This is a genomic window from Modestobacter sp. URMC 112 (assembly GCF_053502575.1).
Window position 1 is genome coordinate 85,562 of record NZ_CP199957.1, and the last position, 23,993, is coordinate 109,554.

A 23,993-nucleotide genomic window follows, 5' to 3' on the forward strand; every position below is an offset into this window, starting at 1 on the left:
GGGAGATCCCGTGCAGCTCACCAAGCTCGGCCACGCCTGCGTCGTGCTGTCCGACGGCGACCGGCGGCTGGTCGTCGACCCCGGCGCGTTCACCGAGGAGTCGGCGTGGGACGGCGCCTCCGCGGTGCTCGTCACGCACGAGCACGCCGACCACTTCGACCCCGCCCGGACGCGGGCCGCCGTGGACGCCGACCCGGGCCTGGAGGTGTGGACCAACGCCTCGGTCGCCGCGCAGCTCGAGGGCGCCGGTCCGCGGGTGCACGTGGTCGGCGCGGGCGACGCCGTCACCGTCGCCGGCTTCGACGTCCAGGTGCACGGCGAGTGGCACGCGGTCATCCACCCCGACGTGCCCCGGATCCCGAACGTGGGCTTCCTGGTGGACGGGCAGGTGTTCCACCCCGGCGACGCGCTGACCGTGCCGGACGCCGAGGTGCCCACGCTGCTGCTGCCGCTGTCCGCGCCGTGGTCGAGGACCGGCGAGCTGATCGACTACCTGCGCGAGGTGCGGGCCGGCCGAGCGGTCGGGGTCCACGACGCGCTGCTCAGCGACATCGGGCTGGCCGTGGTCGGCCGCCTGCTGGGCGAGCAGGGCCCCGGGACCCCCACCCCGCTGACCCGGCTGGCGCCCGGCGAGTCGCTGACCCTCTGAGGACGGCGACCTCAGGGCACCCGCGTCTTGCTGCGGTACATCTCCACGTCGGCGCTGTGCAGCAGGACGTCGAAGTCGCAGCCGTCCTGCGGGTGGACGGCGACGCCCACGCTGGTCCCCACGGAGATCTCCTCGCCGCGGACCAGCAGCGGACGGCTCACCGCGGCGGTCAGGGCGGCGGCGACCTGCTCGGCCTCGGCGGCCGCGGTGTCGACGTCCAGGCCGAGCAGGACGACCACGAACTCGTCGCCGCCGAGCCGGGCCAGCAGGTCGGTGCGGCGCAGGCAGGACCGCAGCCGGACGGCGATCTCGGCGAGCACCTCGTCGCCGGCGGCGTGCCCGAGCCGGTCGTTGACCGCCTTGAACCGGTCCAGGTCGAGGAACAGCAGGGCCAGCCCGCCGCCGTCGACGCGGGCGTCCCACAGCGCGTTCTCCACCCGCTCGGCCATCCGCCGGCGGTTCATCAGCCCGGTGAGCGGGTCGGTGTAGGCCAGCTCCTGGATGCGGGCCAGCGCGCCGCGCGTGCGCTCCTGCTCCCGAGCCAGGGCGCGCTGCGCCTCGACGCGCTCGGTGACGTCCTGCTGCACGCCGATGTACTGCACGACCTCACCACGCTCGTCGGTGACCGGGGCCAGGTGGCACTCGTTCCACCACACGCTGCCGTCGGCGCGGTGGTTGAGCAGCACCTCGCGGCACTCGCCCCCGGCGTCGACGGCGGCCCGCATCCGGGCGACCGCGGCGACGTCGGTGTCCGGGCCCTGCAGGAAGCGGCAGTTGCGGCCGAGCACCTCCTGGGCGGACATGCCCGACAGCCGCTCGAAGGCGGGGTTGACGTAGATGAGCGGCTGGTCGGGCAGCCGCATGTCGACGATGGTGACGCCGCTGCTTGTCGCGGCGAGCGCCCGCTGCAGCAGTGCCTCGCCGGTGCCGCCCGCCGGCGCGCCGCCGAGCACCCGGAGGACGCCAGGCCCCGGAACGGTCTCCTGGACGGGCCCCGGGACGACGACGGGAGCCGGGCCGGACTCCCCGATGGCCCTCGCGAGCTGGCGGGGGGCCACCCGGCCGAGCAGCGCGCGGGCCGCGCGGACCACGGTGTCCCGGTCGTAGGTGAGCGCGAACTCGAACGTGCGGTCCAGGTCGGGACCGTCCTCGTGCAGGTCGCGGGCCAGCAGCGCGGCGCTGAAGTGCGGGCTGAGCACGACGACGTCCCACTCACCGCGCACCGGGTCGTCAGGACGCAGGTCGGCGCCGCGCAGGCCGGGCAGCGGCTCGACGGGCAGGTCCTCCCCGAGCGCGCAGACGAAGCCGACCCGGGAGACCAGGTCGCGGTAGCGGAGGGTGGTGGCCGGGGTGAAGTGCCGGGCCTCCTGGAAGGTCGCGGCGACGACGCAGGTGTCCCCGAGCCGCATGGCCTGCCGCTCCAGCTGCTTGCTCAGCTCGATCAGCAGCGCCTTGGGCGACCGGCGCAGCGGCACGCCGGCGGGCAGGCACTGGAACGGCGAGATCTCGTCGTCCCCCGGCCGCACCGGCGAGGGCACGGGGAGGGGCAGCGCCGCGACGCGGGCACCGGCCGCGGGGCCGGGCGCCGGGCGGCCGAACAGCCACCCCTGCCCGAGGGTGGCGCCGAGCGCGCGGGCCATCCGCAGGTGGGCGGCGTCCTCGATGCCCTCGGCCAGCACCACCGCGCCGCTGGCCTCGGCGTAGGCGTTGACCGCGTTCATGATCTCGGCGATGGCCGGGCCGGGCCGCTCCTGGACCAGCCGGAGGTCGAGCTTGACCACGTCCGGGCGCAGCAGCGGCATGAAGGCCAGCGACAGCGAGTCCGCGCCCACGTCGTCCAGGGCGATGGACCAGCCGTACTCGCGCACCCGCTCGACGGTGCGCAGCAGCTCGGCGGGGCGGGCGGCCAGCGCCCGCTCGGTGATCTCCAGGACGACGCGCAGGTCACCCGGGACCTCGGCGACGCTGCGGGCCAGGGCGGCCAGCGGGGCGTCGTCGAGGACCTCGGGCTCCACGTTGACGAACACGGTGAGCGGGGCCAGCAGCCCCTGCTCGACCGCGCCGCGGAACGCGGCCGCCCGGCAGGCGGCGTCCAGCTCGGCCAGCAGACCCGCCCCGCGCGCCGCGGCGAAGAGCGCGTCGGGGGTCCGCAGCGGACCCTCCGGCCCGCGGGCCAACGCCTCGTACGCGACCACCCGGCCGGTGTCGATCTCCACGATCGGCTGGAAGTGGCTGCGGACACCGCCCGACCTGAGCACCTCACGGACGGCGGTCATCTGGTCCTCCTGGAGTTCCTGCACGACGGGCCCATCGGCCACCGGCGTGCCGCGCTGGAGTCTGACAGCATCGACATGCCTCCAAGAGGTGAGCACGACGGCGGTCCGGGGACGCCGCCGTGGCCCCCAGCTCCCGGCCGGCGAGGAGCAGCATGCCCACCCGGGCGCAGTTCGAACTGCCGACCTGGTCGGCGCTCCCCGCCCGCCCGGACCCCGACTTCGACCGGCTGGCCAGGGTGCTGGCCGACCGGCTGGCCGTGCCGCGGGCGCTGGTGGTGCTGGTCTCCAAGGGCGGGCAGGTGATCCCGGGCGCCACCGGGCTGGGCGAGCCGTGGAACACCCGGCGGTCGATGCCGCTGAGCCACTCGCTGAGCCAGGAGGTGGTCGTCTCCGGCGACGTCCTGGTCATCCCGGACACCCGCCGGGACCCGGCGGTCTCGGACTCCCCGGCGGTGCGGGAGCTCGGGGTGGGCGCCTACGCCGGCGCGCCGCTGGTCGACGTCCAGGGCCGGCCGATGGGCGTGCTGGTGGCCATCGACGACCGGCCGCGGGACTGGGCCGCCGGGGACGTGCGGGAGCTGGTCGCGCTGGCCGACGAGTGCTCCTGCCTGCTGCAGGCGCAGGCGCTGGAGCTGGCCGAGCGCGAGGCCCGGGCGGCCGCCGAGCGGGAGGAGGCCGCCGCCCGGAAGGCCGCCACGGCTGCGCAGCTGGCGGTGGAGGAGGCCGAGGCCGAGGCCGACCGGGCCCGGGTGGTGGCCCGGCTGAGCTCGGGGCTGCTGTCGGTGCGCACGCTGGCCGACGTGCTGCGGACCGTCGATCGGCTGGTGCGCTCCCCGCTCGGCGCCGCGGCGGCGGTGCTGGCGGTGACCGACGCGGGCAGCACGGTGGTGCGGGCGTGGAACACCTCGTCCTACCCGTGGTATCCGGAGCCGTCGGCGACGCTGACCCTGGACGACGACCACCCCCTGTGCACGGCGGTCCGGGAGCGCCGGCTGGTGACGGTGGCGACGCTGGAGGAGGGCGAGGCGCTGTTCCCCGACGCCCGGGGCGTCCCGGACGCCGGGCACGAGACGGCGCTCGCCGTCCCGGTGCTGCTGGGACAGCACGCGTCCAGCGGGTCGCTGATGGTCACCTGGGCCGGGCGGCGAGAGCTCGACCCGGCGGTGCGGACCGTCCTCCCGGACCTGGCCCGGCACGTCGGGCACGCCCTGGACCGGGTGCTGCTGTCCGCCGCCCGCCGGCGCCTGGCTCCCTCCGGCTCCGTCGTGCCGGGCCGCTGACCCCTCAGCCCGCGGTGCCGGGGCCGTGCGGCTCGGCGGAGAACATGGTGGCCAGCTCCAGGCCGCCCCAGGACCGCAGGTCCTCACCGGCCGCCGTCCACTCCGGGGAGGCCAGCGCGGTCTTCAGGTCCTCGGGGGACTGGAACACCAGCTCGGCCAGCAGGTGGTAGGCCGGCTTGCCGACGAACTGGCGGAGCACGCGGTGCACCCGGTTCTCCACCAGGCCCGGGGTCTTCTCGACCAGTGGCACGTGGGTGCCGAAGTAGTGCTCTTCGAAGTCCGCCGGGTCGTCGGGCGTCTGGTACAGGGCGAAGTAGCTGACGGTCATGGGTCGTCGCTACCCGCCGACCGGGTCAGCGACCCCCGACCGACACCTCGAACTCGACCTGGCTGACGTCGGGGCGCAGCCGGGAGAACGAGTGCACGAGGGGGTGGCCGGCGCTGTCGCGGACCGTCGTCCGCACCACCAGCAGCGGGGACCCGGCGATCACCTGGAGCACCTCGGCCTCGTCCGCGGCCGCCGTCCCGACGTCGACCATGATCCGGGCGTGCGCCAGGTCGGCCTGGTACTCGCGCCGGAGGAACTCGTAGAGCGAACCGTGCCCGAAGTCCTCCGTCGCGGCCCTGGGGTAGGTGCCCGCCGGCAGGAAGCTGCGGACGACGTGGTTGGGCAGCCCGTCCACGCTGCGCAGCCGGACCAGCTCGACGACGTCCTCGGCGGTGCCGACCGCCAGCTCCGCCGCGATCGGCGGCGCCGCGGGGACGACGCGCTGGGCCAGCACCGTGGTGCCGACCTGGGCACCCTGCTCGGTCATCACCGAGTGGAACCCGGCGATCCGGTGGACGAAGCTCTCCCGGTACTCGTGCCGGATGCCGGGCCGGCTGACGAAGGTGCCGCGGCCCTGCTCGCGCACCAGGTGGCCGTCGGCGACCAGGCCGTCGACCGCGCGGCGCAGGGTGATCCGGCTGACCCCGTACTCGGCGCACAGCACCGGCTCGGGCGGCAGCAGGGTGTGCTCGGGCAGCGCGGAGGCCCGCCGGCGCAACGCCTCGCGGACGGCGAGGTACTTGGGCCCCGCAGCGGAACTGAGCACGTCAGGAAAGGTACTGCACCGAGAGACGTCTAGACGTCATGACGAGCTGCCTCCGGGCCACGGTCAGCCTCGCGGCGCGGTGGGCTCGCCGGGCTGCAGCTCGACCACGGTCACCTCCGGACGCGCGCCCACGCGCATCTGCGGGCCCCAGTTGCCCGCGCCGGCGGTGACGTAGAGCTGGGTCGGTCCCTGCAGCGACCAGCCCTCGACCACCGGCTGGTCCAGCAGGATCGCGTAGTCGAAGGGCCAGAGCTGGCCGCCGTGCGTGTGCCCGGAGAGCTGCAGGTCGACCCCCGCCGCGCGGGCCTGCTCCACCATCACCGGCTGGTGGGCCAGCAGCACCAGGGGGACGCCGTCGTCCCGGCCGTCGAGCGCGGCGTCGAGGTCGGCGCCGTGACCCGGCAGGCCCGACGACGCCGCCGTCCGGTCGTCGATGCCGGCGAGGTCCAGGGTGGCGCCCCCGCGGCCGCGCACGGGCACCCGCTCGTTGCGCAGCACGTCGATCCCCAGCGTCGGCAGGTGCCGCAGCCACGCGTCGGTGTCGACGAAGTACTCGTGGTTGCCGGTCACGAAGTAGACGCCCTGCGCGCTGACCAGGTCGGCGAGCGGGGCGGCGTCCTGGCGCAGCTCGTCGACCTCGCCGTCCACCAGGTCGCCGACGATGGCCACCACGTCGGGGCGCTGGGCGTTGACCGTCTCCACCACCCGCTCGAACCGCCGCCCGCCGTAGGTGTGCGAGAGGTGACCGTCGGAGAAGGTGACGATCCGCAGGCCGGCGAGGCCCGGGTCGAGACGGGGGATCCGGATCGGCACGCGCCGGACCACGGGGGCGGTGTTGGCGAGCACCACCCCGGTGCCCGCGGTGCCGACCGCCAGCGCCCCGGCCCCCGCGGCGAGCGAGCGGGCCAGGAAGAGGCGGCGGCTCACATCGCGATCCTCACGGGCCGCACCGCGGTCAGATGCCGTCCCCTCGTGGTGAGCGGCTGCGCCGTCCTCCCGCGGGACCCGCCGGGCCCCACTCGGGACGGACTCGGCGGGTCCCGTCCGTCCGCCATGTCGCCGGCGGGCCGCGAGGACTGCCCGCACCGGTTCCGTCAGCAGGCTGCAGAGGAACAGGTAGAACACCAGCCCGAGCCAGCTGTAGCCGGCCCACTCCAGCGGCGTGCTCAGCCAGGTCGGCAGCGAGCGGCGGAGCAGCACCGCGGAGACCGGGAGCAGGGCCAGCACGGCCGTGAGCAGCGTCAGCCGGCGGCGGGTCCGTCCCGGCCGGGTGGTGCTGCGGACGTAGCGCCACCACACGTACCCGTGCAGCAGCAGCATGGCGAGCAGGACGACGGTGGCGAAGCCCAGCAGGAGGATCACCGACACCGGCGAGCTCCCGCGACCGCCTCGGGGGCAGCGCTCACCGGGTGGCGGCGTCGAGCACCGAGCGCACGCCGGGCCACCGCACCCAGAACTCGCGCTCGGCCTCGATGCCGCGCGCCTCCTCCAGGGCGTGCAGCCGGCCGTAGCTCCAGGCGTTCTCCCCGGCCGCGAAGGCCTCGAGCCCGAGCCGGGTGCACAGCGGGCGGGTGACGTAGGTGTCCTGCCGCTGCCCGAGGACCTCCTGGACCTCCTTGAGGGCGGTGACCAGGTCGCGGACCGGGGCGCCGAGGACCGGGACGGCGACGTCGGCGGTGTAGCGCAGCCGCTTGGCCGACTTGCGCACGTCGTGCAGCGCCTCCGGTCCCTCGGAGGTCTGAGCGGTCTCGACGGCGGTGCGCATCCGGTCGACGGTCCGGCCGAGCACGGCCCGGACGACGGGGACGGCGGGCCGGGCGGCCTGCTCGGTGAACGGCGGGTCGGCGACCAGGTCGGCGAGCGTGTCGAGCAGGTCGAGGTAGCGGGGGTCGCCGAGGGTGCGGCGGGCCTCGTCGCCGCCCGCGAGCCCGTCGCGCAGCTGCTCCTGCTGCAGCCGGGCGGCCACCGGGCCGAGCACCAGCTCGGGCGGCTGGCCGGCGACCAGCTCGCGCAGGTGCCCGACGGCCACCTCGGCGTCCCGGCTGCCGGACAGCTGGGCCCCGGCCCACTGCAGCTCGGCCCGGACGGGATCGGTCCGTTCGCGGTCGAGCACCCGGCGGAAGGCGGCCAGGACGCTGCGGAGCCGGCGGCAGGAGACCCGGACCTGGTGCACGCCGTCGGGGGTGTCGGTGCGGACCATCAGGTCCGCCTGCTGGAGACCGGCGACCAGGTCGGCGAGCGCCGCCCGGGCGACCTCGCCCGCGGTCGCGCCGGCGGCCCGCTGCCGAACGGCCTCGTCCTCCTCCCGCCTGGCCTTCTTCCCCTTCTTCCCCTTCTTCCCCTTCTTCCCGCCCTTGCCCTTCTCCCTCTTCGGCTTCTCGCTCTTCCCCTTCTTGCTCTTCCCGCTCCCGCTCCCGGGCCCGGCGTCCGGGGGTCCGCCGGTGGCGTCCTCGTCCGGCTCGTCCTCCCCGGCGGGGGTCCTGGGGGTCTCCGCCGGTGGCTGACCGGTCCCGTCGTCCCCGTCGGCGGCCGGTCCCCTGACCGGGGCGGCCGCGGTGCTGCCGGCGTCGAGCCGGTCGGCGAGGACCCGGCCCAGCTTGGAGGCCGACGCGGAGGGACGTGCTCCGGCAGCGGTCAGCGCGTCGCCGAGGGCGGTGAGCAGGTCCTCGTCGCCCTCGACCAGTTCCACTTCCACCTCCCGCCAGGTGCTGACGACGGCGGCCTCGCCGGGGACGGCGGGCAGCGCGGTGCCGGTGACGTGGTCGTCGGCGATCTCGGCGAGGACCCGCCCGTCCTCGGCCCGCAGGTCGGTGACCAGCCGGCGGGTGCTCAGCGTGGCGACCGGGATGACGGGGGCGCGGCGGACGATCCCCACCAGGGGCTCCAGCACCGCCTTGGGGACGGCCCTGGAGGCCCGGCCGAGGGGGGAGTGCAGTTCCCGCCGGGCGCCGGCGGACGCGGGGAGCTTGACGTGCCAGCCGGCGTCGGTGCCGCCGGTGCGACGCCGGAGGGTGACCTTGGCGCGGGCCAGCCGCAGGTCGGCGGTGTCGTGGTAGGCGGCCTCGAGGCTGTGCTCGACGGGGTCGGCGACCGAGGCGACGCCGGGTACGCCGGAGAGGTCGGGCAGCGTGAACGTCTCCTCGACGTCGAACTTGCGCTCGATCTCCACGTGTTCGCGTGCCACGGACACCACTCCTCTGCTCTGCGTCCCGGACGGGCGGGCAGCCGTCCCACGCCGCGTGGGTGACAGTTCACCAGTGCGCACGCGCCGGCGCCGCACCGGTCGCTGCCGGAGCGGGGTGCTGCGGCCGTCCGGGCGGCGCGGAGCTGCCCCGGTTAGCGTGGCGCGGGTGACCACGGGCCGGACAGTTCGCGGCCGCCGGGCCGCCGGGACGCTGGCGGTGGGCTGGGCGACCTGGGCGGCGCTCCGGGCGACCGGGACCGAACGCGGCTATCCGCTGGTGCCGGCGCTCGCCTTCACGCCGTACGCGGCGGCGCTGGGCGTCGTGCCGGTCGCGGTGGCGGCGCGCACGGGGGCTCGGGCGGCGACCGCGGTCTCGGGGGCCGCCACGGTCGTCCTCGCCGCGGCGGTGCTGCGCCGGGCCGGCCGGCGGGGGACGGAGTGGGAGCCGGGCACGCGGCACCTCCGGGTGGCGACGGTAAGCCTGCGGTACGGCCGGGCGGATCCGGCAGCCGTGGTGTCGCTGGTCGCCGACCACCGGGTGGACGTGCTGGCGCTGCAGGAGGTGACGCCGGAGGCGGAGCTGGCGCTGCGGGCCGCGGGCATCGGCGACGAGCTGCCGCACTCGCACGTCATCGCGGCGCGGGACGGTTCGCCGCCGGCGGCCGGGGGTGCGCTGTGGTCGCGCTGGCCGATGCTGGCGCGGCTCGCGACGCCGGGGCGGTTCGAGCAGCCGACGGCCCGGATCGGGGTGCCGGGTGCGCCGGACGTCGAGATCACCGCGGTGCACACCGCTCCGCCCTCGACGTCGCCGAGGTCGGTGCGGGACTGGACGGCGGACCTGGCCGCGCTGCCCGGTCCCGACCCCGCGCTGCTGCGCGTGCTGGCCGGGGACTTCAACGCCACGTTCGACCACGCCGCGTTCCGGCGGGTGGTCGGGACCGGCTTCGTCGACGCCGCCTGGGCGGTGGGCCGGGCCCTGTGGACCACGTGGACGCCGCTGCGGTCGCCGCAGCCCCGGCTGACGCTGGACCACGTGCTGCTCGACCCGCGGGTCGGCGTGGCCGGGGTGACCCTGCACCGCATCCCGCGGAGCGACCACCGGGCGGTCGTCGCCGAACTGGTGCTCCCCTCCCGCTCCGGCTGACCCGCCCGATCGGCTCGTGGACGACGATCCACGCATGAGGAGTTCCCCGGGCGGCGGGTTCCGCACCGCCACCGCCGCCCGGGACATCCGCGCCTTGCCCGGTGGACACGTTCCATGCACCTGGAGTCTGTGACATCCCTGTTAACTCTCCCGCCACCGGCGCGTGCTCACGCTGAGGTCGGCGGAGGTGACGCAGGCCGCCGGGTCACCCCACCCGGACGTCCTCCATGCCGGCCACCGAGACGACGTCGCCGCGGCGGAGCTGCCGTCCCCGCCGGTCCTCGGGCTCCCCGTTGACCAGGACGTCACCGCCGGCCAGCACGTCCTTGACCTGCGCACCGGTGGGGACCGCGTCGACCAGCTTCAGCAGCTGGCCGAGCCGGATGGTGTCCTCGCCGGACCGGATCTCGATGGTGCGCACCCCGCGATCCTCCCTGCTCAGCGCGACGTGAGCTCGTCGCCCACCGAGACCGTCCCCGGCCGGGGGACCAGCGCGCCGACGGCCAGGTCGCCGCCGCGCCGGCGGTGCACCGTCGTGAACACGCTGGTGTCCCGCCCGATCCCCCCGGCCTGCGGGCGGGTCACCATCACGCAGCGCGGCACCCGGGCGACCACGTCGAGCTCCGCGGTCCCCAGCCGCACCGCCCGGCCGACGAGGTCGTCCTCCCCCTCGCCGTCCAGGACGACGTTGGCCCGGAACCGCCGGCGGTCCCAGCTGCCGAGCGTGCCGGTGGACACCAGCGTGACGCGCGCGACGGCGTTGTCGTGGAAGGCGCCGTCGGCGCCGGAGAAGGGGTTCCAGTCACCCTCGCGCTCGACGTCGAACGGGTTCTCGTAGCGGCGGGTCCCGGTCACCTCCGCGGCCGAGCGCAGCGCGACCCGGCGGCCGGCCCAGTCGGAGAGGACGGCGTCGTCAGCGGTGGCCGTGCCGTCGGGCAGCACCACCTCGACGCTCCCGTCGGGCCCCAGCCGTCCCGCCGCGAACAGCAGCTCGGGGACCCGGCGGGCGGTCAGCCCGAAGCCGGTCGTGAGGTCGAACAGGGCCCAGCCGCGGTCCCCGGCCAGCCCCTGCGGCCCGACCTCGGCGCGGTCCAGCCGCTCACCCTGCAGCGACTTCACCGGGAACCGCCACAGCTCCCGCACGCGCAGCCCGCCGGTCATGCCGCACCCCGCGGCGTCCAGGCCAGCCGCCAGCTGCCCGACCAGCTCTCCCCCGGCGGCAGCACGACCAGGTCCGCCCCGTCCGCGAGCGCGTTCGGCGGGCAGGTCATCGGCTCCACGGCGAGGCTGCGCCGCCGCTGGCCGGACGGCAGCGTGTCACCGGAGTACACCTGCAGCCACGGCCAGGACCCGTCCACGGCCAGCTCCAGCTGCCCGGCCGGCCCGCCCAGCCGCACCCGCGCCCAGCCGTCGTCGTCGCGGACCAGGTCGGTGACCGCGTCGTCGAGCGCACGGTCGCCGATCCGCCCCACGTCGCCGTCGAAGTCGCGCCGGGAGCCCGTGGGCAGTCCGCCGTCCAGGTCCAGCGCGGTGCGCGCCGGCACGCGCAGCTCGGCGTCCGCGATCGCGCCGTCCTCCTCGGCGCCCACGTGCAGATACGGGTGCATGCCGACGCCGAACGGGGCGTCCCCGGCCCCGACGTTGCGCACCCGGACGGTGACGGTCAGCCGGTCGGGGGTGAGGTCGTAGTCGATCGCGGCGGCCAGCCGGAACGGGTAGCCCGAGCGCGGCTCGAGCACGACGCCGACCGTCACGCCGTCCGGGCGGCCGTCGAGCAGCTGCCACGGCTGCGCCGACACCAATCCGTGGACGGCGTTGGGCGACGCCGGGCTGACGACGTCCAGCTGCAGGTCGCGGCCCTGCCACTGCCACGCGCCGCCGCGCAGCCGGTTCGGCCAGGGCAGCAGGACGCCGCCGCGCCGTCCGGCCGGCACCGACCCCGCGGCGTACCCGTCGAGCACCTCCCAGCCGTCGACCACCAGCCGGCGCAGTCCACCGCCGCGCAGGTCCACGGCGAGCCGGGCGCCGCCCTGCTCCACCTCGGCGCCCGTCGGCCGGGTCCGCGGCCAGCGTGCGTCCGGCTCGTCCCCGGCGGCGGCCAGCAGGTCCGCCACCGCGCCCAACACGTCGTCCCGGCGGGCGGCGGCCGCGGCGGCGACCGTGCCCAGCGCCAGGTACCCGTGCACGAGGCCGGGCCCGGGCAGGTGCGTGGTCGGGACGCCGGCGGCAGCCAGCAGCTCGGCGTACCGGTCCCCCTCGTCGCGCAGCGGGTCGGACTCCGCGGTCGCCACCACCGCCGGGGGCAGCCCGCGCAGGTCCGCGCCCAGGACGGCGACCAGCGGGTCCGCCGCCGCCTCCCCCGGCACGTACGCGGCGTAGAAAGAGGCCATGTCCGCCGCGGTGAGGAACGGGCCGTCGGCGTTCTCGGTCACCGACGGCATGCCCTGCGAGGGGTCCAGCGCCGGGTAGGCGAGCACCTGGGCCGCCAGCCGCGGACCGCCCTCGTCACGGGCGCGCAGCGCCGCACCGGCGGCCAGGCCGCCGCCCGCGCTGTCGCCGCCGACCACCAGCGGCGCGTCGGGCCAGCGGTCGGCGGCCCAGCGCAGCGCCGCCATCGTGTCGTCGAGCGCGGCCGGGTGCGGGTCCTCGGGCGCCAGCCGGTAGTCCACCGAGACGACGACGGCGGACAGCTCGTTGGCCAGCCGGCGGCAGATCGGGTCGGCCGTGTCCAGGTCCCCCAGCACCCAGCCGCCGCCGTGCAGCCACACCACTACCGGGCCCACGTGGGCCGCGCCGCGGTCGCCGGACCGGTAGACGCGCAGCCGCAGGTCGCCGCCGGGGCCTTCGATGGTGCAGTCGGCCACGTCGTCCACCGGCTCGGGGACGAAGCCGGGTCCGCGCCGCGCCTGCGAGAGCCGGCGGTACCGGTCGCGGGCCTCGACCGGGTCGCCCGCCGAGATCGGGAGGAACCCGCCCTCGACGAGCTGGTCCAGGAACGGCCGGAACTGCGGATCGAGCGGCATGCGGTCAGCTCACCACACCGGGACGACGATCCCCCGTCCTGTCGGTGCCCGGGTGCACGCTGGTCCTATGGCCTCCTTCGCCGACGTCGAGCGCGCCGAGCCGGAGTTCGCCGCCCGGGTGCGGGCCGCCTTCGACGCACACCGTCACAAGGTCCTCGCGACCCTGCGCGCCGACGGGGCGCCGCGGGTCAGCGGCATCGAGGCGTCGTTCGCCGACGGTGACCTCTGGCTGGCCGGCATGCCCCGGTCGGTGAAGTTCGCCGACCTGCGCCGGGACCCCCGGATGGCGCTGCACAGCGGCAGCGACGAGCCGGACGCGTTCACCGCCGACGCCAAGGTCTCCGGCCGGGCCGCCGAGGTGCTCGACGGGCCCACCCGGGCCCGGTTCGCCGCCGCGGCCGGGGTGCCGGACGACGGGTCCTACGAGCTGTTCCACGTGGAACTGGACCAGGTGGTGCTGACGGCGGTGTCCGACGACCGCACCCACCTGGTGATCAGCTCCTGGCGTCCCGGCCGCGGCCTGGTGCGGGCCGAGCGCACGTGAGCCGAGGTGCGTCCTGGGACGGGGAACTGGTGACAGACGTCAGTGGCCCGCAGCACCCCCGGGCGGACAGACTGGAGCCCGAACCGAGCTGAGGAGCACAGAGAGATGCCCGAGCCCCACCTGCGCGCTTCCGATGCCGACCGGGCCGCGGTCGCCGACGTGCTGGGCGCGCACATGTCCGCCGGCCGGCTCTCGGTCGCCGAGTACGACGAGCGACTGGCCCGGGCCTACGCGGCCCGGACGTTCGGCGAGCTCGCCGAGCTCACCACCGACCTGCCGGCCACCCCGCCCGCTCGGCCGAGCGGCGCGACCGGTGTCTCGCCGGACCCGGGGACGACGCAGGGACGGGGCACGACGCGGGCACCGGCCTGGCAGCAGGTGGCCCGGCACGGCGTCCCGGCCTGCGGCCCGTGGGCCGGTGGCACCCGGGCGGCCTGGGCCAGCTGGGCGAGCACCGCGGCGATCGTCCTCACGATCTGGGTGGCCACCATGCTGGGCACCGGCGAGTGGCTCTACCCCTGGCCGATCTGGGTCATCGGGCCGTGGGGCGCGATGCTGCTCGCCCAGTCGGTGACCGGCCGCCGCGACCACGACGAGCGCCCGCAGCTCTCCGGGCAGCACCCCGCCCGCTGAGGCCGCAGGAGACCCGTCAGCTCCCGCTCGTCTGCTCGAGCCGGTAGTGCTTCATCTCCTGGATCGCGCCGAAGAACGGGCGGACGGCGGCGAAGAAGTCCCGGAAGTGCGGTGCGGAGCGGAACCCCTGCTCGTGGCCCTCGAGGGAGTCCCAGGTGATGCGGACGACCCAGTTCTCCGGTTCCTCGACACCACGGGCGACCTCGTACCCGAGGCAGTGCTCGTCGGCGTCCAGGACCGCCGAGGCGGTCGCGTAGGCGGCGGCGAAGTCCTCGCCTTGCTCCGGCGGGACGCGGTAGCGGATGTACTCGAGGATCGTCACGAGCTCCGGTGCGAGACGGCGAAGGGGTGCGACCCGGCGTCGGGTGCCGGCCCTGGGAAAGCCCTCCCCCGCGACGCGGTCACACGCTCCCATGGGGCACGCGCCGTGACAACGGTCCCGCTGGGGTCGTCCGACCGAGGGCGGTCACCGGCAGGCGCCCGGGGACGGAGAGGCACGGGCGAGCCAGGAGCGCACCGGCCGCGACGGCCCCGTAGGGACCGGCCGGACCCCGTGCCGGAGGACCACACGAGGAGAGCGCCGGGCCCCTGCGGGGCTCCGGCGCTCTGTCGTCCCGGTGCGGGTCGCTCGCGTGGGTGGGCAAGGGGGGAGTTGAACCCCCACGTCCTCTCGGACACACGGACCTGAACCGTGCGCGTCTGCCATTCCGCCACTTGCCCTGGCGAGGAAGGACAGTAGCAGCCCGCTCGGGCGCCCCTGGGCGGCCCCCCGGCGTGCCGCCCCCAGCGCGGCACCGCCCGCCGCGGCGCGTGCCCTGGTAGACAGGACCCGTCGCTCTCCCTGTGGGGAGATCGTCCGGGGTGTCCTGCGCTCACCGACCGGTCCGGTGACTCCGGCCCCGCTACGATCGCGCTCAGGGCACGGGGAGGCCAGCCGAGCGCAAGGGAGCGACTGTGGGTGTTCTGCAGCGCTTCGAGCGACGACTCGAGGGCATGGTCGGGCTCGCCTTCGCCCGCGTCTTCAAGGGCAAGGTCCACCCAGCCGAGATCGCCCACGCCCTCCAGCGCGAGGCGACCGAGCAGCGCTCGGTGATGGGCGGCGGCCGGGTGCTCGCCCCCAACGTCTACGTGGTCACCCTGGGCAAGGTCGACTACGAGAACCTCGCCGACTGGTCCGAGCAGCTCGCCACCGAGCTGGCCGACATGGTCGCCGAGCACGTCGCGTCCGAGGGCTACCAGACCTTCGGTGACATCGAGGTCCGCCTCGAGCGGGACGACGACCTGCACACCGGCGTCTTCGAGGTCGCCTCCCACGTCGGCGACGGCACCCACCCGCCGCGCGCCTCGACCTCGGCGCCCCCGCCCCCGGCGCCGCCCGGCCTGCCCCCGCTGCCGCCGCTGTCGGGCATCCGCACCGACCACGCCACCGACACCGGGAAGGGCACCCCGGTGGTGGGCCGCCCCGGACGGCGTCCGGGCCTCAGCCACGTGCTGGTCGTCGACGGGCCGGGCACGCGGCACGTCCTCGAACCGGGCAGCAACGTGCTCGGCCGCGGGACCGACGCCGACATCCGGCTGCCGGACACCGGGGTCAGCCGCAAGCACGCCGACGTCCAGCTCGAGGGCGGCACGGCGGTCGTGGAGGACCTCGGCTCGACCAACGGCACCCTCGTCAACGGACGGCGGGTGGGCCGGCAGGAGCTCGCCGACGGGGACGTCATCCGGATCGGCCACTCCGTGCTGGTCTACCGGCAGGACGGCTCGTGAGGGGGTCCGCCCCATGACCGCGGAGATCGTGCTGCAGGCCTTCCGGTTCGGTTTCCTGATCCTGCTCTGGCTGTTCATCTTCGCCGCGTTCCGGGTGGTGCGGGCCGACCTCTTCGGCGGCCGCGCCGGCCGGGTCACCTCGGTGCCCCCGCGCGCCGCCACGGCCCGGAAGCGCGGCGGCCGCGGTCCCCGCCACCTGGTCGTCACCGCCGGCCCGCTGTCGGGCACCCGCATCACCCTCGGGGAGCAGCCCATCCTCATCGGCCGCGCCGACGACTCCACCCTGGTCCTCACCGACGACTTCGCCAGCTCCCGGCACGCGCGGCTCACCAACCGCGGCGGCCAGTGGTACGTCGAGGACCTCGGTTCCACCAATGGCACCTACCTCGACCAGCAGCGCGTGCAGGGCCCGCTGCTGGTGGCGCCGGGCCAGCCGATCCGGATCGGCCAGACCGTGCTGGAGCTGCGCTCATGAGCCTCGTCCTGCGCTACGCGGCGCGCTCGGACCGCGGGCTCATCCGCGGCACCAACCAGGACTCGGTGTACGCCGGGCCCCGGCTGCTCGCCGTCGCCGACGGGATGGGCGGGCACGCCGCGGGCGACGTCGCCAGCAAGGTCGTGATCGCGGCGCTGGAGCACCTGGACGACGACGCCCCCTCCGGTGACCTGCTGCAGGCGCTGCGCCAGGCCGTCTTCGACGGCAGCGAGCACCTCCGCGAGGTGATCCGGGAGTCACCCCAGCTGGAGGGCATGGGGACGACGCTCACCGCCGTCCTCTTCGCCGGCGGACGCCTGGGCCTGTGCCATGTCGGCGACTCCCGCGCCTACCTGCTCCGCGACGGCGTGCTCAGCCAGATCACCCACGACGACACGTTCGTGCAGACCCTGATCGACGACGGCCGGATCACCGAGGAGGAGGCCAACAGCCACCCCCAGCGGTCCCTGCTGCTGCGGGCCCTCAACGGCCAGGACGTCGAGCCGGACCTGTCGATGCGCGACGCCCGGGCCGGCGACCGCTACCTGCTGTGCTCCGACGGCCTGTCCGGCGTGGTCAGCCACGAGACGATGACCCAGGCCATGCAGGTCCCCGACCCGCAGGCCTGCGCCGACCGGCTGATCGAACTGGCCCTGCGCAGCGGTGGCCCGGACAACATCACCTGCATCGTCGCCGACGTCGTCGAGGACGACGGGCGCACCTCGCTCATCGACCCGGTCGTCGACGGCGCCGCCGGCGACAACCGCGGCCAGCGGGAGGTCGACCCCCGCTCGGCCGCCGGCCGAGCCGCCCTGGCCGACCCGCCGCCGGTGCCGCCCGCCAGCGCGCACTCGGGCAGCACCGCACCGCCCCGGCGCCGCCGCCCGCTGCGCACCGGCCTGATCGCCCTGGCCACCTTGCTGGTGTTGGGCGCCGTGGCGATCGGCGGCTACGTGTTCGTCATGCGGCACTGGTTCGTCGGCGTGCACGACACCGCGGACGGTCAGGCGGTGGCGGTCTTCCAGGGACTGGACACCTCGGTCGTCGGCCTGGACCTCTACCGGCTGGACTCGGCCACGGACCTCGCCTCCGACGACCTCACCCAGGCCGCGCGCAGCCGGGTCCGCGCCGGCATCACCGCCGGCGACCGGGCCGACGCGGAGCGGATCCTGTCCAACCTCCGCGACCAGCAGCTCCCGGTCTGCCGGACCTCCGGCACGGCGGCGCGGACCGGCTCGGGCCAGGACACCACCCCCTCGGCGTCCCCGACCCTGCCCACCCCCGCGGCGAACAGCCCGGAGAGCACCCCCTCGTTCCCCAGCGCCTCGCCGTCGACCTCCGCCACCCCCTCCCGGACGGGCGAGCCGGGGGTGGACTGCCGGGAGGACGACTAGTGCGTCGACCCGCCGGCTCACCGACGGGGAGCGCGGCATGAGCGGACCCGGCACCGACCCCCGGGCGAGCGCCGTCGGCACCACACCGCCGACCCGGCGCAACACCGAGCTGGCCCTGCTGGGGTTCGCGGTGGTGCTGACGCTGGTCGCGCAGAGCATCGTCGACCTGACCGTCACCGGCTCGCTGAGCACCGAGCTGGCCACCTTCGGCATCTGGTACACCGCGCTGTGGGTGGTCGCGCATCTCGTCGTCCGCCGCTTCGCGCCCTACGCCGACCCGCTGCTGCTGCCCTGCGTGGCGGTGCTGGTCGGGCTGGGGCTGACGATGATCCACCGGCTGGACATCGCCGCCACCCAGATCGGCGGCGAGGCCACCGGCGAGGACGCCCCCGTCCAGCTGCTCTGGGCCACGATCGGGCTGGCCCTGTTCGTCGCGACGCTGCTGGTCGTCCGCGACCACCGGATGCTGTCCCGGTTCGCCTACACCCTGGCGCTGCTGGGCCTGGTGCTGCTGGCCGTCCCCGCAGTGCTGCCGAACTCGGAGATCAACGGCGCCAAGCTGTGGATCCGGGTCGCCGGCTTCTCCATCCAGCCCGGCGAGTTCGCCAAGATCTGCCTGATCGTCTTCTTCGCCGGCTACCTCGTGGACAAGCGCGACGTGCTGGCCCTGGCCAGCCGGCGGGTGCTCGGCCTGGAGCTGCCCCGCGGTCGCGACCTGGGCCCGGTGCTGCTGGCCTGGGTCGTGTCGATCCTGGTGCTGGTCTTCGAGCGGGACCTGGGCAGCTCGCTGCTGCTGTTCGGCATCTTCGTGGTGATGCTCTACGTCGCCACCGAGCGGTCCAGCTGGCTGGTCATCGGCCTGCTGCTCTTCGCCGGCGGCGCCTTCCTGGCCTACCAGCTGTTCAGCCACGTCCGGGTCCGGGTGGACACCTGGCTGGACCCCTTCGCCTACTACGACACCGGCGGGTTCCAGGTCGTCCAGTCGCTGTTCGGCCTGGGCACCGGCGGGCTGTTCGGCGCCGGCCTGGGCGGCGGCCGGCCGGACCAGGTGCCGGTCGCCAAGAGCGACTTCATCGCCTCGGCGATCGGTGAGGAGCTGGGGCTCTTCGGCCTGGTCGGGGTGATCGTGATCTACCTGGTGCTGGTCGAGCGCGGGCTGCGGACCTCGCTGGTCGTCCGCGACGGGTTCGGCAAGCTGCTCGCCGCCGGGCTGGCCTTCGCCGTCGCCTGGCAGGTGTTCGTCGTCCTGGGCGGCGTCACCGGCCTGCTGCCGCTGACCGGGCTGACCACCCCGTTCCTGGCCTACGGCGGGTCCTCGCTCGTGGCCAACTTCGGGCTGGTCGCGCTGCTGGTGCGGATCAGCGACGCCGCCCGCCGGCCCGCGCAGCCCCCGCCCACGCCGCCGGCGCCCCTGGTGGACGCGCCCACCGAGGTGGTCCGGCCGTGAACGCACCGCTGCGCCGGGTGGCGATCAGCGTCCTGGTGCTGTTCACCCTGCTGATCGTCAACGTCAACGTCATCCAGGTCTTCCGCGCCGGCGACCTGCGGGAGAACTCGCGCAACACCCGGGTGCTGGCCGCCGAGTTCGACCGGGAACGCGGCTCGATCGTGGTCGACGGCAACGAGATCGCGCTCTCCGTCCCGACCGAGGGCCGGCTGCGCTACCTCCGGCAGTACCCCCAGGGGCAGCTGTACGCCCCGGTGACCGGCTACCAGTCCGCGCTGGTCTACGGCAACACCGGCCTGGAGGAGGCGGAGAACGCCATCCTGTCCGGCTCGGACCCGCGGCTGACGCTCTTCCGGCTCGGCGACCTGTTCACCGGCCGGGACCCGGCCGGCGGCAACGTCGAGCTGACCCTGCAGCCGGCCGTCCAGGAGGCGGCCATGCAGGGTCTGGAGGGGGTCACCGGCGCCGTCGTCGCCCTCGACCCGCGGACCGGCGCGGTGCTGGCCCTGGCGAGCACGCCGACCTTCGACCCGGGGCAGCTGTCCAGCCACGACCCCGCGGCCATCCGCGAGTACCGCGCCCAGCTGGGCGAGGCCGAGCTGCGCAACCACGCCCTCAGCGACCGGTACCCGCCTGGCTCGATCTTCAAGGTCGTCGTCTCCGCCGCCGCGCTGGCCGGCGGGGACTACACCCCCGAGACCACGGTGCCGGCCCCGGACGTGCTCACCCTGCCCGACACCAGCACCGACCTGCGGAACTTCGACAACAGCAGCTGCAACGGCGGCGCCGACCAGGCGCTGATCGACGCGCTCACGATCTCCTGCAACACCGCGTTCGCCCAGCTGGGCATCGACCTCGGCCAGGACCGAGTCCGGGAGATGGCCGAGGCCTTCGGCATGGACGGCGAGGGCTTCGAGATGCCGCTGGACGTGGCCGGCAGCTCCATGGGCGACATCGAGAACGAGGCCCAGCTCGGGCAGAGCTCGATCGGCCAGTTCGACGTGGCGATGACCCCGATGCAGGCCGCGATGATCGCCGCGGCCGTGGCCAACGACGGCACCCTCATGCGGCCCTACCTGGTGGACTCGGTGCAGGCGCCGGACCTCAGCGTCATCGACCAGACCGAGCCCGAGGAGATGTCCGAGCCGGTCTCCGCCGAGGTCGCCGACCAGCTCACCGAGATGATGACCAGCGTCGTGGAGGAGGGCAGCGGGCGGCGGGCCCGGATCGACGGCGTGCAGGTGGCCGGCAAGACCGGGACGGCGGAGAACGCCGGGGCCGACCACAACTGGTTCATCGGCTTCGCCCCGGCCGACGACCCCTCCATCGCCGTCGCCGTCTTCGTGGCCAACGGCGGGGGCACCGGCGGGGACGTCTCCGCCCCCATCGCCCGCCAGGTCATCGAGGCCCACCTCGCCGTCCAGGGAGCAGGCTGATGGCCCTGCACGTCGGCAGCGTCCTCGCCGACCGCTACGAGATCGTCGCCCCGATCGCCAGCGGCGGCATGGGCGAGGTGTGGCAGGCCCGGGACCGAACGCTGGGCCGGATCGTCGCGGCGAAGGTGCTGCGCAGCGAGTACACCAGCGACCCCAGCTTCCTGATCCGGTTCCGCAACGAGGCGCGGCACACCGCCGCGCTGTCGCACCCCAACATCGCCTCGGTCTACGACTACGGCGAGACGGTGACCACCGACGGCCCGCACCCCGGGCAGCGGGTGGCCTACCTGGTCATGGAGTACGTCGAGGGCAACCCGCTGGTGACCGTGCTCGCCGAGCAGGGCCGGCTGCCGGTCCAGCAGACGCTCGACGTGCTGCGCCAGGCCGGCGACGGGCTCTCCGCGGCCCACGCGGCGGGGATGGTGCACCGCGACATCAAGCCCGGGAACCTCATCGTCCGCCCGGACGGCGTGGTGAAGCTGACCGACTTCGGCATCGCCCGGGCCCGCGACGCGGCCCCGCTGACCCGCACCGGCATGGTGGTCGGCACCGCCCAGTACCTCTCCCCCGAGCAGGCGCAGGGACTCCCGGTCACCGCCGCCTCGGACGTCTACTCCCTCGGCGTGCTGGCCTACGAGTGCCTGGCCGGCTCCCGGCCCTTCGACGGCGACTCCCAGGTCGCGATCGCGCTGGCCCAGATCAACCGGCCGCCGCCGCCGCTGCCGCCGGACATCCCGCCGCCGGTGCGGGACCTGGTGCAGCGGGCGCTGGCCAAGGACCCGGCCGAGCGCTTCGCCGACGGCGCCGAGATCGCCGCCGCGGTGCGGGCGGTCGCCGCGGGCGGCTGGGCCCCGGCCACCGCCGCCACCCAGGTCGTCGGCGAGCCCGGCGACACGACCACGGTGCTGCCCGCCCTCGGCCCGCAGACCGGCGGCCGGCACGCCGCCGGCCCGGCCACGTCCGGCCCGCGCACCGCGCCCCGCACCATGCCGCCGCTGGCGGCGCCGGACGACGACGACGACGTCTACGACGACCTCGGCCTGGACGACGAGCCCCGGCGCAAGCGACCGGCGTGGCTGTGGCTGGTCGCCGGGCTGGTGCTGCTGCTGGCCGTCGGGGGCGTCGCGATGGCCCTCACCGGCGGCGGTGAGGACGACGGCACCACCACCGCCGACCCCACGACCAGCGTGACGACCACCCCCACGCCGGCCGCCACCAGCGCGCCCGCCGGGGTGTTGGTGGCCACCGACCAGTACATCGGCGAGCCCGCCGACGACGTGGAGACGCTGCTGGAGGGCCAGGGGCTGGTCGTGGACCGGGAACCGGCCGACGAGGAGCTGCTCACCGCGCTGGGCCGCGAGCTCGGCGAGGACACCGTCGCCGGCACCGACCCGGCGAACACGGAGGTCCAGCCGGGCGCCACCGTCGTCCTGTACGTCGCCGAGGACGGCTGGACGCTGCCCGAGGACGAGCCGGAGGAGGAGGAGCCGGCGACGACGGCGCCCCGCACCACCACGGCCGCGCCCACCACCACGGCGGCGCCCACCTCCACGGCTCCGGCGACCACGACCCAGCCCACCACCACGGCTCCGTCGACCACGACGCAGCCGCCGGACACGGCCACGGCGACCCCGACCGAGGAGACCACTCCCGTGGCCCAGCCCCCGGTGAGCACGCCGTGACCCACCCGTCACGCGACCCCCGCGTCGCTGCCCGCGTTGCCCGGGAGGGCGCCCTCCCGGCGGTTACGCTGCCCGCCGGGCCGATCGTCGGGCCCGCCGGGACCGCCGCACCCGCGACGTCCACCGGTGGCCCGGGCGCACTGCCGACGGCGCCGCACCGCACCGCCCGAGAGGACCTCCGATGACCACCCCCTCAGTGCTCGGTGAGCGCTACGAGATCGGCGGGGTGCTCGGCCGCGGCGGCATGGCGGAGGTGCACCGCGGCCGCGACCTCCGGCTGGGCCGCGAGGTGGCGGTCAAGGTGCTGCGCCAGGACCTGGCCCGCGACCCGTCCTCCCAGGTCCGGTTCCGGCGCGAGGCGCAGGCCGCCGCGTCGCTGAACCACCCGGCCATCGTGGCCGTGTACGACACCGGTGAGGACCGCACCACCACCGGGGCCACGCCCTACATCGTGATGGAGTACGTCGAGGGCGAGACCCTGCGCGACGTGCTGCGGCGGGAGGGCCGGCTGTCCCCGGAGCGGGCCATGTCGCTCGCCGCGGACATCTGCGCCGCCCTGGACTTCAGCCACCGCAACGGCATCGTGCACCGGGACGTGAAGCCCGGGAACGTGATGATCACGCCGCAGGGCACGGTCAAGGTGATGGACTTCGGCATCGCCCGCGCGGTCTCGGACTCCGCGGCGACGATGACCTCCACCGCCGCGGTCATCGGCACCGCGCAGTACCTCTCCCCCGAGCAGGCCCGCGGCGAGGGTGTGGACGCCCGCTCCGACGTCTACTCCGCCGGCTGCCTGCTCTACGAGCTGGCCACCGGGACCCCGCCGTTCACCGGCGACTCACCGGTCGCCGTGGCCTACCAGCACGTCCGCGAGGACCCGCGCACGCCGTCCTCGATCAACCCGCAGGTCCCCCCGGAGCTGGACGCGATCCTGCTCAAGGCGATGAGCAAGAACCCGGCCAACCGCTACCAGTCGGCCGCGGACATGCGCGCGGACCTGCTGCGCGCCGTGGCCGGGCAGCGGGTCGAGGCGACGCCGGTGATGAGCGACGCGGAGAAGACCACGATCATCGCCGGGGGCGCGGCCGGCTACGACGACTGGGAGGACGACGACGAGGACGCCCGGCGCCGCCAGCGCCGCAACGTCATCGCCGCGGCAGTCGCCGGCCTGCTCGTCCTGGCCGGCATCATCGCGCTGGTCGTCAGCCTCAACAGCGGCGAGGAGGCACCACCCCCGGTCGCCCAGGTCACCGTGCCCACCGTGGTCGGCGAGCTGGAGGACGACGCACGGGCGCGGCTCACCGAGGCCGGCCTGCGGGTGGGCACCGCCACCCCGGCCGCCAGCAGCGCCGAGGACGAGGGCCGGGTGCTCAGCTCCGACCCGGAGCAGGGCAGGGAGGTCGACCCGGACACCACGGTGTCCCTGGTGGTCGGGTCCGGCCCGGACACCGTCACCGTGCCCGGCGTCGTCGGCCTCGAGGTGTCCCGCGCCCGGACCAACCTGACCGGCGCCGGCTTCACCAACGTGACCATCGACAACGTGCCGGACCTCGCGCCCGAGGGCCAGGTGATCGCCGTCGACCCCGACGAGGGCTCCGCCGTCGCCCCCGACGCCGCGATCACCCTGCGAGTCTCCCAGGGCACCGCGCCGCTCCCCGACGTCACCGGGCTGACCCAGCAGGAGGCCCTCGACCGGCTCGCGGACGCCGGGTTCACCAACGTGGACGTGGCGACCGGCGAGCGGGGCGACGTCCCCGAGGGCACCGTCTTCGGGACCGAGCCCGGCGCGAACACCTCGTTGGCGGCCGGCGACGAGATCACCGTCCTGGTGGCCGTGCCGGAGCCGGTGGAGACCACCACGCCGCCCGCGGCCCCCACCACCACCGCGCCCGCGACGAGCAGCGCGCCGCCGCCCAGCACGGCGGTCCCGACGCCCACTCCCTAGGGGAAGGACCGCACTACGGG

The 23,993-nt window shown here is 75.5% G+C and carries 21 protein-coding genes and 1 tRNA gene; 12 read left to right on the plus strand and 10 right to left on the minus strand.

What is annotated here, in order from left to right:
* The first annotated feature begins 10 nt into the window (after positions 1 to 10).
* Positions 11 to 649 (plus strand): MBL fold metallo-hydrolase, encoded by a 639-nt coding sequence (locus tag ACWIX6_RS00420; protein WP_448614872.1) that lies wholly within the window; start codon positions 11 to 13, stop codon positions 647 to 649.
* A gap of 11 nt (positions 650 to 660) precedes the next feature.
* Here the strand turns inward: ACWIX6_RS00420 and ACWIX6_RS00425 are convergent, their stop codons facing one another.
* The gene (locus ACWIX6_RS00425) at positions 661 to 2,925 is read right to left on the minus strand and encodes a diguanylate cyclase domain-containing protein (protein WP_448614873.1); all 2,265 of its coding nucleotides are present in this window, start codon (positions 2,923 to 2,925) and stop codon (positions 661 to 663) included.
* A gap of 152 nt (positions 2,926 to 3,077) precedes the next feature.
* On the opposite strand from ACWIX6_RS00425, the gene ACWIX6_RS00430 reads away from it, so the two are divergent.
* The gene (locus tag ACWIX6_RS00430) at positions 3,078 to 4,205 is read left to right on the plus strand and encodes a GAF domain-containing protein (protein ID WP_448614874.1); all 1,128 of its coding nucleotides are present in this window, start codon (positions 3,078 to 3,080) and stop codon (positions 4,203 to 4,205) included.
* A gap of 4 nt (positions 4,206 to 4,209) precedes the next feature.
* Here the strand turns inward: ACWIX6_RS00430 and ACWIX6_RS00435 are convergent, their stop codons facing one another.
* The 4 genes from ACWIX6_RS00435 to ACWIX6_RS00450 all read right to left on the minus strand — a co-directional run bounded on the left by ACWIX6_RS00435 (position 4,210) and on the right by ACWIX6_RS00450 (position 8,483).
* A complete protein-coding gene (locus ACWIX6_RS00435) occupies positions 4,210 to 4,533 on the minus strand; it encodes an EthD family reductase (RefSeq protein WP_448614875.1) in 324 nt (107 codons plus the stop codon).
* A 25-nt stretch (positions 4,534 to 4,558) separates the two neighbouring features.
* Entirely contained in the window at positions 4,559 to 5,299 is a 741-nt protein-coding gene (locus ACWIX6_RS00440; protein WP_448614876.1) for a GntR family transcriptional regulator, read from the minus strand.
* Positions 5,300 to 5,362: 63 nt separating this feature from the next.
* The gene (locus ACWIX6_RS00445; RefSeq protein ID WP_448614877.1) at positions 5,363 to 6,667 is read right to left on the minus strand and encodes a metallophosphoesterase; all 1,305 of its coding nucleotides are present in this window, start codon (positions 6,665 to 6,667) and stop codon (positions 5,363 to 5,365) included.
* A gap of 34 nt (positions 6,668 to 6,701) precedes the next feature.
* A complete protein-coding gene (locus ACWIX6_RS00450; protein WP_448614878.1) occupies positions 6,702 to 8,483 on the minus strand; it encodes a CYTH and CHAD domain-containing protein in 1,782 nt (593 codons plus the stop codon).
* Between the two features lie 166 nt (positions 8,484 to 8,649).
* On the opposite strand from ACWIX6_RS00450, the gene ACWIX6_RS00455 reads away from it, so the two are divergent.
* Positions 8,650 to 9,627 (plus strand): endonuclease/exonuclease/phosphatase family protein, encoded by a 978-nt coding sequence (locus ACWIX6_RS00455; RefSeq protein ID WP_448614879.1) that lies wholly within the window; start codon positions 8,650 to 8,652, stop codon positions 9,625 to 9,627.
* A gap of 205 nt (positions 9,628 to 9,832) precedes the next feature.
* On the opposite strand, the gene ACWIX6_RS00460 is transcribed toward ACWIX6_RS00455, so the two are convergent.
* From ACWIX6_RS00460 to ACWIX6_RS00470, 3 genes are read right to left on the minus strand one after another with little or no spacing between them, the layout of a single operon-like run.
* Complete coding sequence (locus ACWIX6_RS00460) at positions 9,833 to 10,048, minus strand: RNA-binding S4 domain-containing protein (protein WP_448614880.1); 216 nt, start codon at positions 10,046 to 10,048, stop codon at positions 9,833 to 9,835.
* A 17-nt stretch (positions 10,049 to 10,065) separates the two neighbouring features.
* Complete coding sequence (locus tag ACWIX6_RS00465) at positions 10,066 to 10,788, minus strand: MOSC domain-containing protein (protein ID WP_448614881.1); 723 nt, start codon at positions 10,786 to 10,788, stop codon at positions 10,066 to 10,068.
* Positions 10,785 to 12,650 (minus strand): aldose epimerase family protein, encoded by a 1,866-nt coding sequence (locus ACWIX6_RS00470; RefSeq protein WP_448614882.1) that lies wholly within the window; start codon positions 12,648 to 12,650, stop codon positions 10,785 to 10,787. Before ACWIX6_RS00470 ends, ACWIX6_RS00465 begins: the two co-directional genes overlap by 4 nt.
* Before the next feature lie 67 nt (positions 12,651 to 12,717).
* On the opposite strand from ACWIX6_RS00470, the gene ACWIX6_RS00475 reads away from it, so the two are divergent.
* Positions 12,718 to 13,194, plus strand: coding sequence for a pyridoxamine 5'-phosphate oxidase family protein (locus ACWIX6_RS00475; RefSeq protein ID WP_448614883.1), 477 nt, complete (start codon positions 12,718 to 12,720; stop codon positions 13,192 to 13,194).
* A 105-nt stretch (positions 13,195 to 13,299) separates the two neighbouring features.
* Positions 13,300 to 13,827 (plus strand): DUF1707 SHOCT-like domain-containing protein, encoded by a 528-nt coding sequence (locus ACWIX6_RS00480; RefSeq protein WP_448614884.1) that lies wholly within the window; start codon positions 13,300 to 13,302, stop codon positions 13,825 to 13,827.
* 16 nt (positions 13,828 to 13,843) lie between these two features.
* On the opposite strand, the gene ACWIX6_RS00485 is transcribed toward ACWIX6_RS00480, so the two are convergent.
* Together ACWIX6_RS00485 and ACWIX6_RS00490 are read right to left on the minus strand one after the other, a co-directional pair.
* Positions 13,844 to 14,149, minus strand: coding sequence for a putative quinol monooxygenase (locus ACWIX6_RS00485; protein ID WP_448614885.1), 306 nt, complete (start codon positions 14,147 to 14,149; stop codon positions 13,844 to 13,846).
* Between the two features lie 315 nt (positions 14,150 to 14,464).
* A tRNA-Leu gene (locus tag ACWIX6_RS00490) sits at positions 14,465 to 14,547 on the minus strand.
* Positions 14,548 to 14,781: 234 nt separating this feature from the next.
* On the opposite strand from ACWIX6_RS00490, the gene ACWIX6_RS00495 reads away from it, so the two are divergent.
* The 7 genes from ACWIX6_RS00495 to pknB all read left to right on the plus strand — a co-directional run bounded on the left by ACWIX6_RS00495 (position 14,782) and on the right by pknB (position 23,973).
* Positions 14,782 to 15,594, plus strand: coding sequence for an FhaA domain-containing protein (locus ACWIX6_RS00495; RefSeq protein WP_448614886.1), 813 nt, complete (start codon positions 14,782 to 14,784; stop codon positions 15,592 to 15,594).
* A gap of 13 nt (positions 15,595 to 15,607) precedes the next feature.
* A complete protein-coding gene (locus ACWIX6_RS00500) occupies positions 15,608 to 16,069 on the plus strand; it encodes an FHA domain-containing protein FhaB/FipA (RefSeq protein WP_448614887.1) in 462 nt (153 codons plus the stop codon).
* The gene (locus tag ACWIX6_RS00505; protein WP_448614888.1) at positions 16,066 to 17,463 is read left to right on the plus strand and encodes a protein phosphatase 2C domain-containing protein; all 1,398 of its coding nucleotides are present in this window, start codon (positions 16,066 to 16,068) and stop codon (positions 17,461 to 17,463) included. Before ACWIX6_RS00500 ends, ACWIX6_RS00505 begins: the two co-directional genes overlap by 4 nt.
* 37 nt (positions 17,464 to 17,500) lie before the next feature.
* Positions 17,501 to 18,910: an FtsW/RodA/SpoVE family cell cycle protein gene (locus tag ACWIX6_RS00510; protein WP_448614889.1), complete on the plus strand. Its 1,410-nt coding sequence runs from the start codon at positions 17,501 to 17,503 to the stop codon at positions 18,908 to 18,910.
* Positions 18,907 to 20,346: a peptidoglycan D,D-transpeptidase FtsI family protein gene (locus ACWIX6_RS00515; protein WP_448614890.1), complete on the plus strand. Its 1,440-nt coding sequence runs from the start codon at positions 18,907 to 18,909 to the stop codon at positions 20,344 to 20,346. Before ACWIX6_RS00510 ends, ACWIX6_RS00515 begins: the two co-directional genes overlap by 4 nt.
* Entirely contained in the window at positions 20,346 to 22,028 is a 1,683-nt protein-coding gene (locus tag ACWIX6_RS00520; RefSeq protein WP_448614891.1) for a serine/threonine-protein kinase, read from the plus strand. Before ACWIX6_RS00515 ends, ACWIX6_RS00520 begins: the two co-directional genes overlap by 1 nt.
* 181 nt (positions 22,029 to 22,209) lie before the next feature.
* The gene (gene pknB, locus ACWIX6_RS00525) at positions 22,210 to 23,973 is read left to right on the plus strand and encodes a Stk1 family PASTA domain-containing Ser/Thr kinase (RefSeq protein WP_448614892.1); all 1,764 of its coding nucleotides are present in this window, start codon (positions 22,210 to 22,212) and stop codon (positions 23,971 to 23,973) included.
* The last annotated feature ends 20 nt before the right edge of the window (positions 23,974 to 23,993 follow it).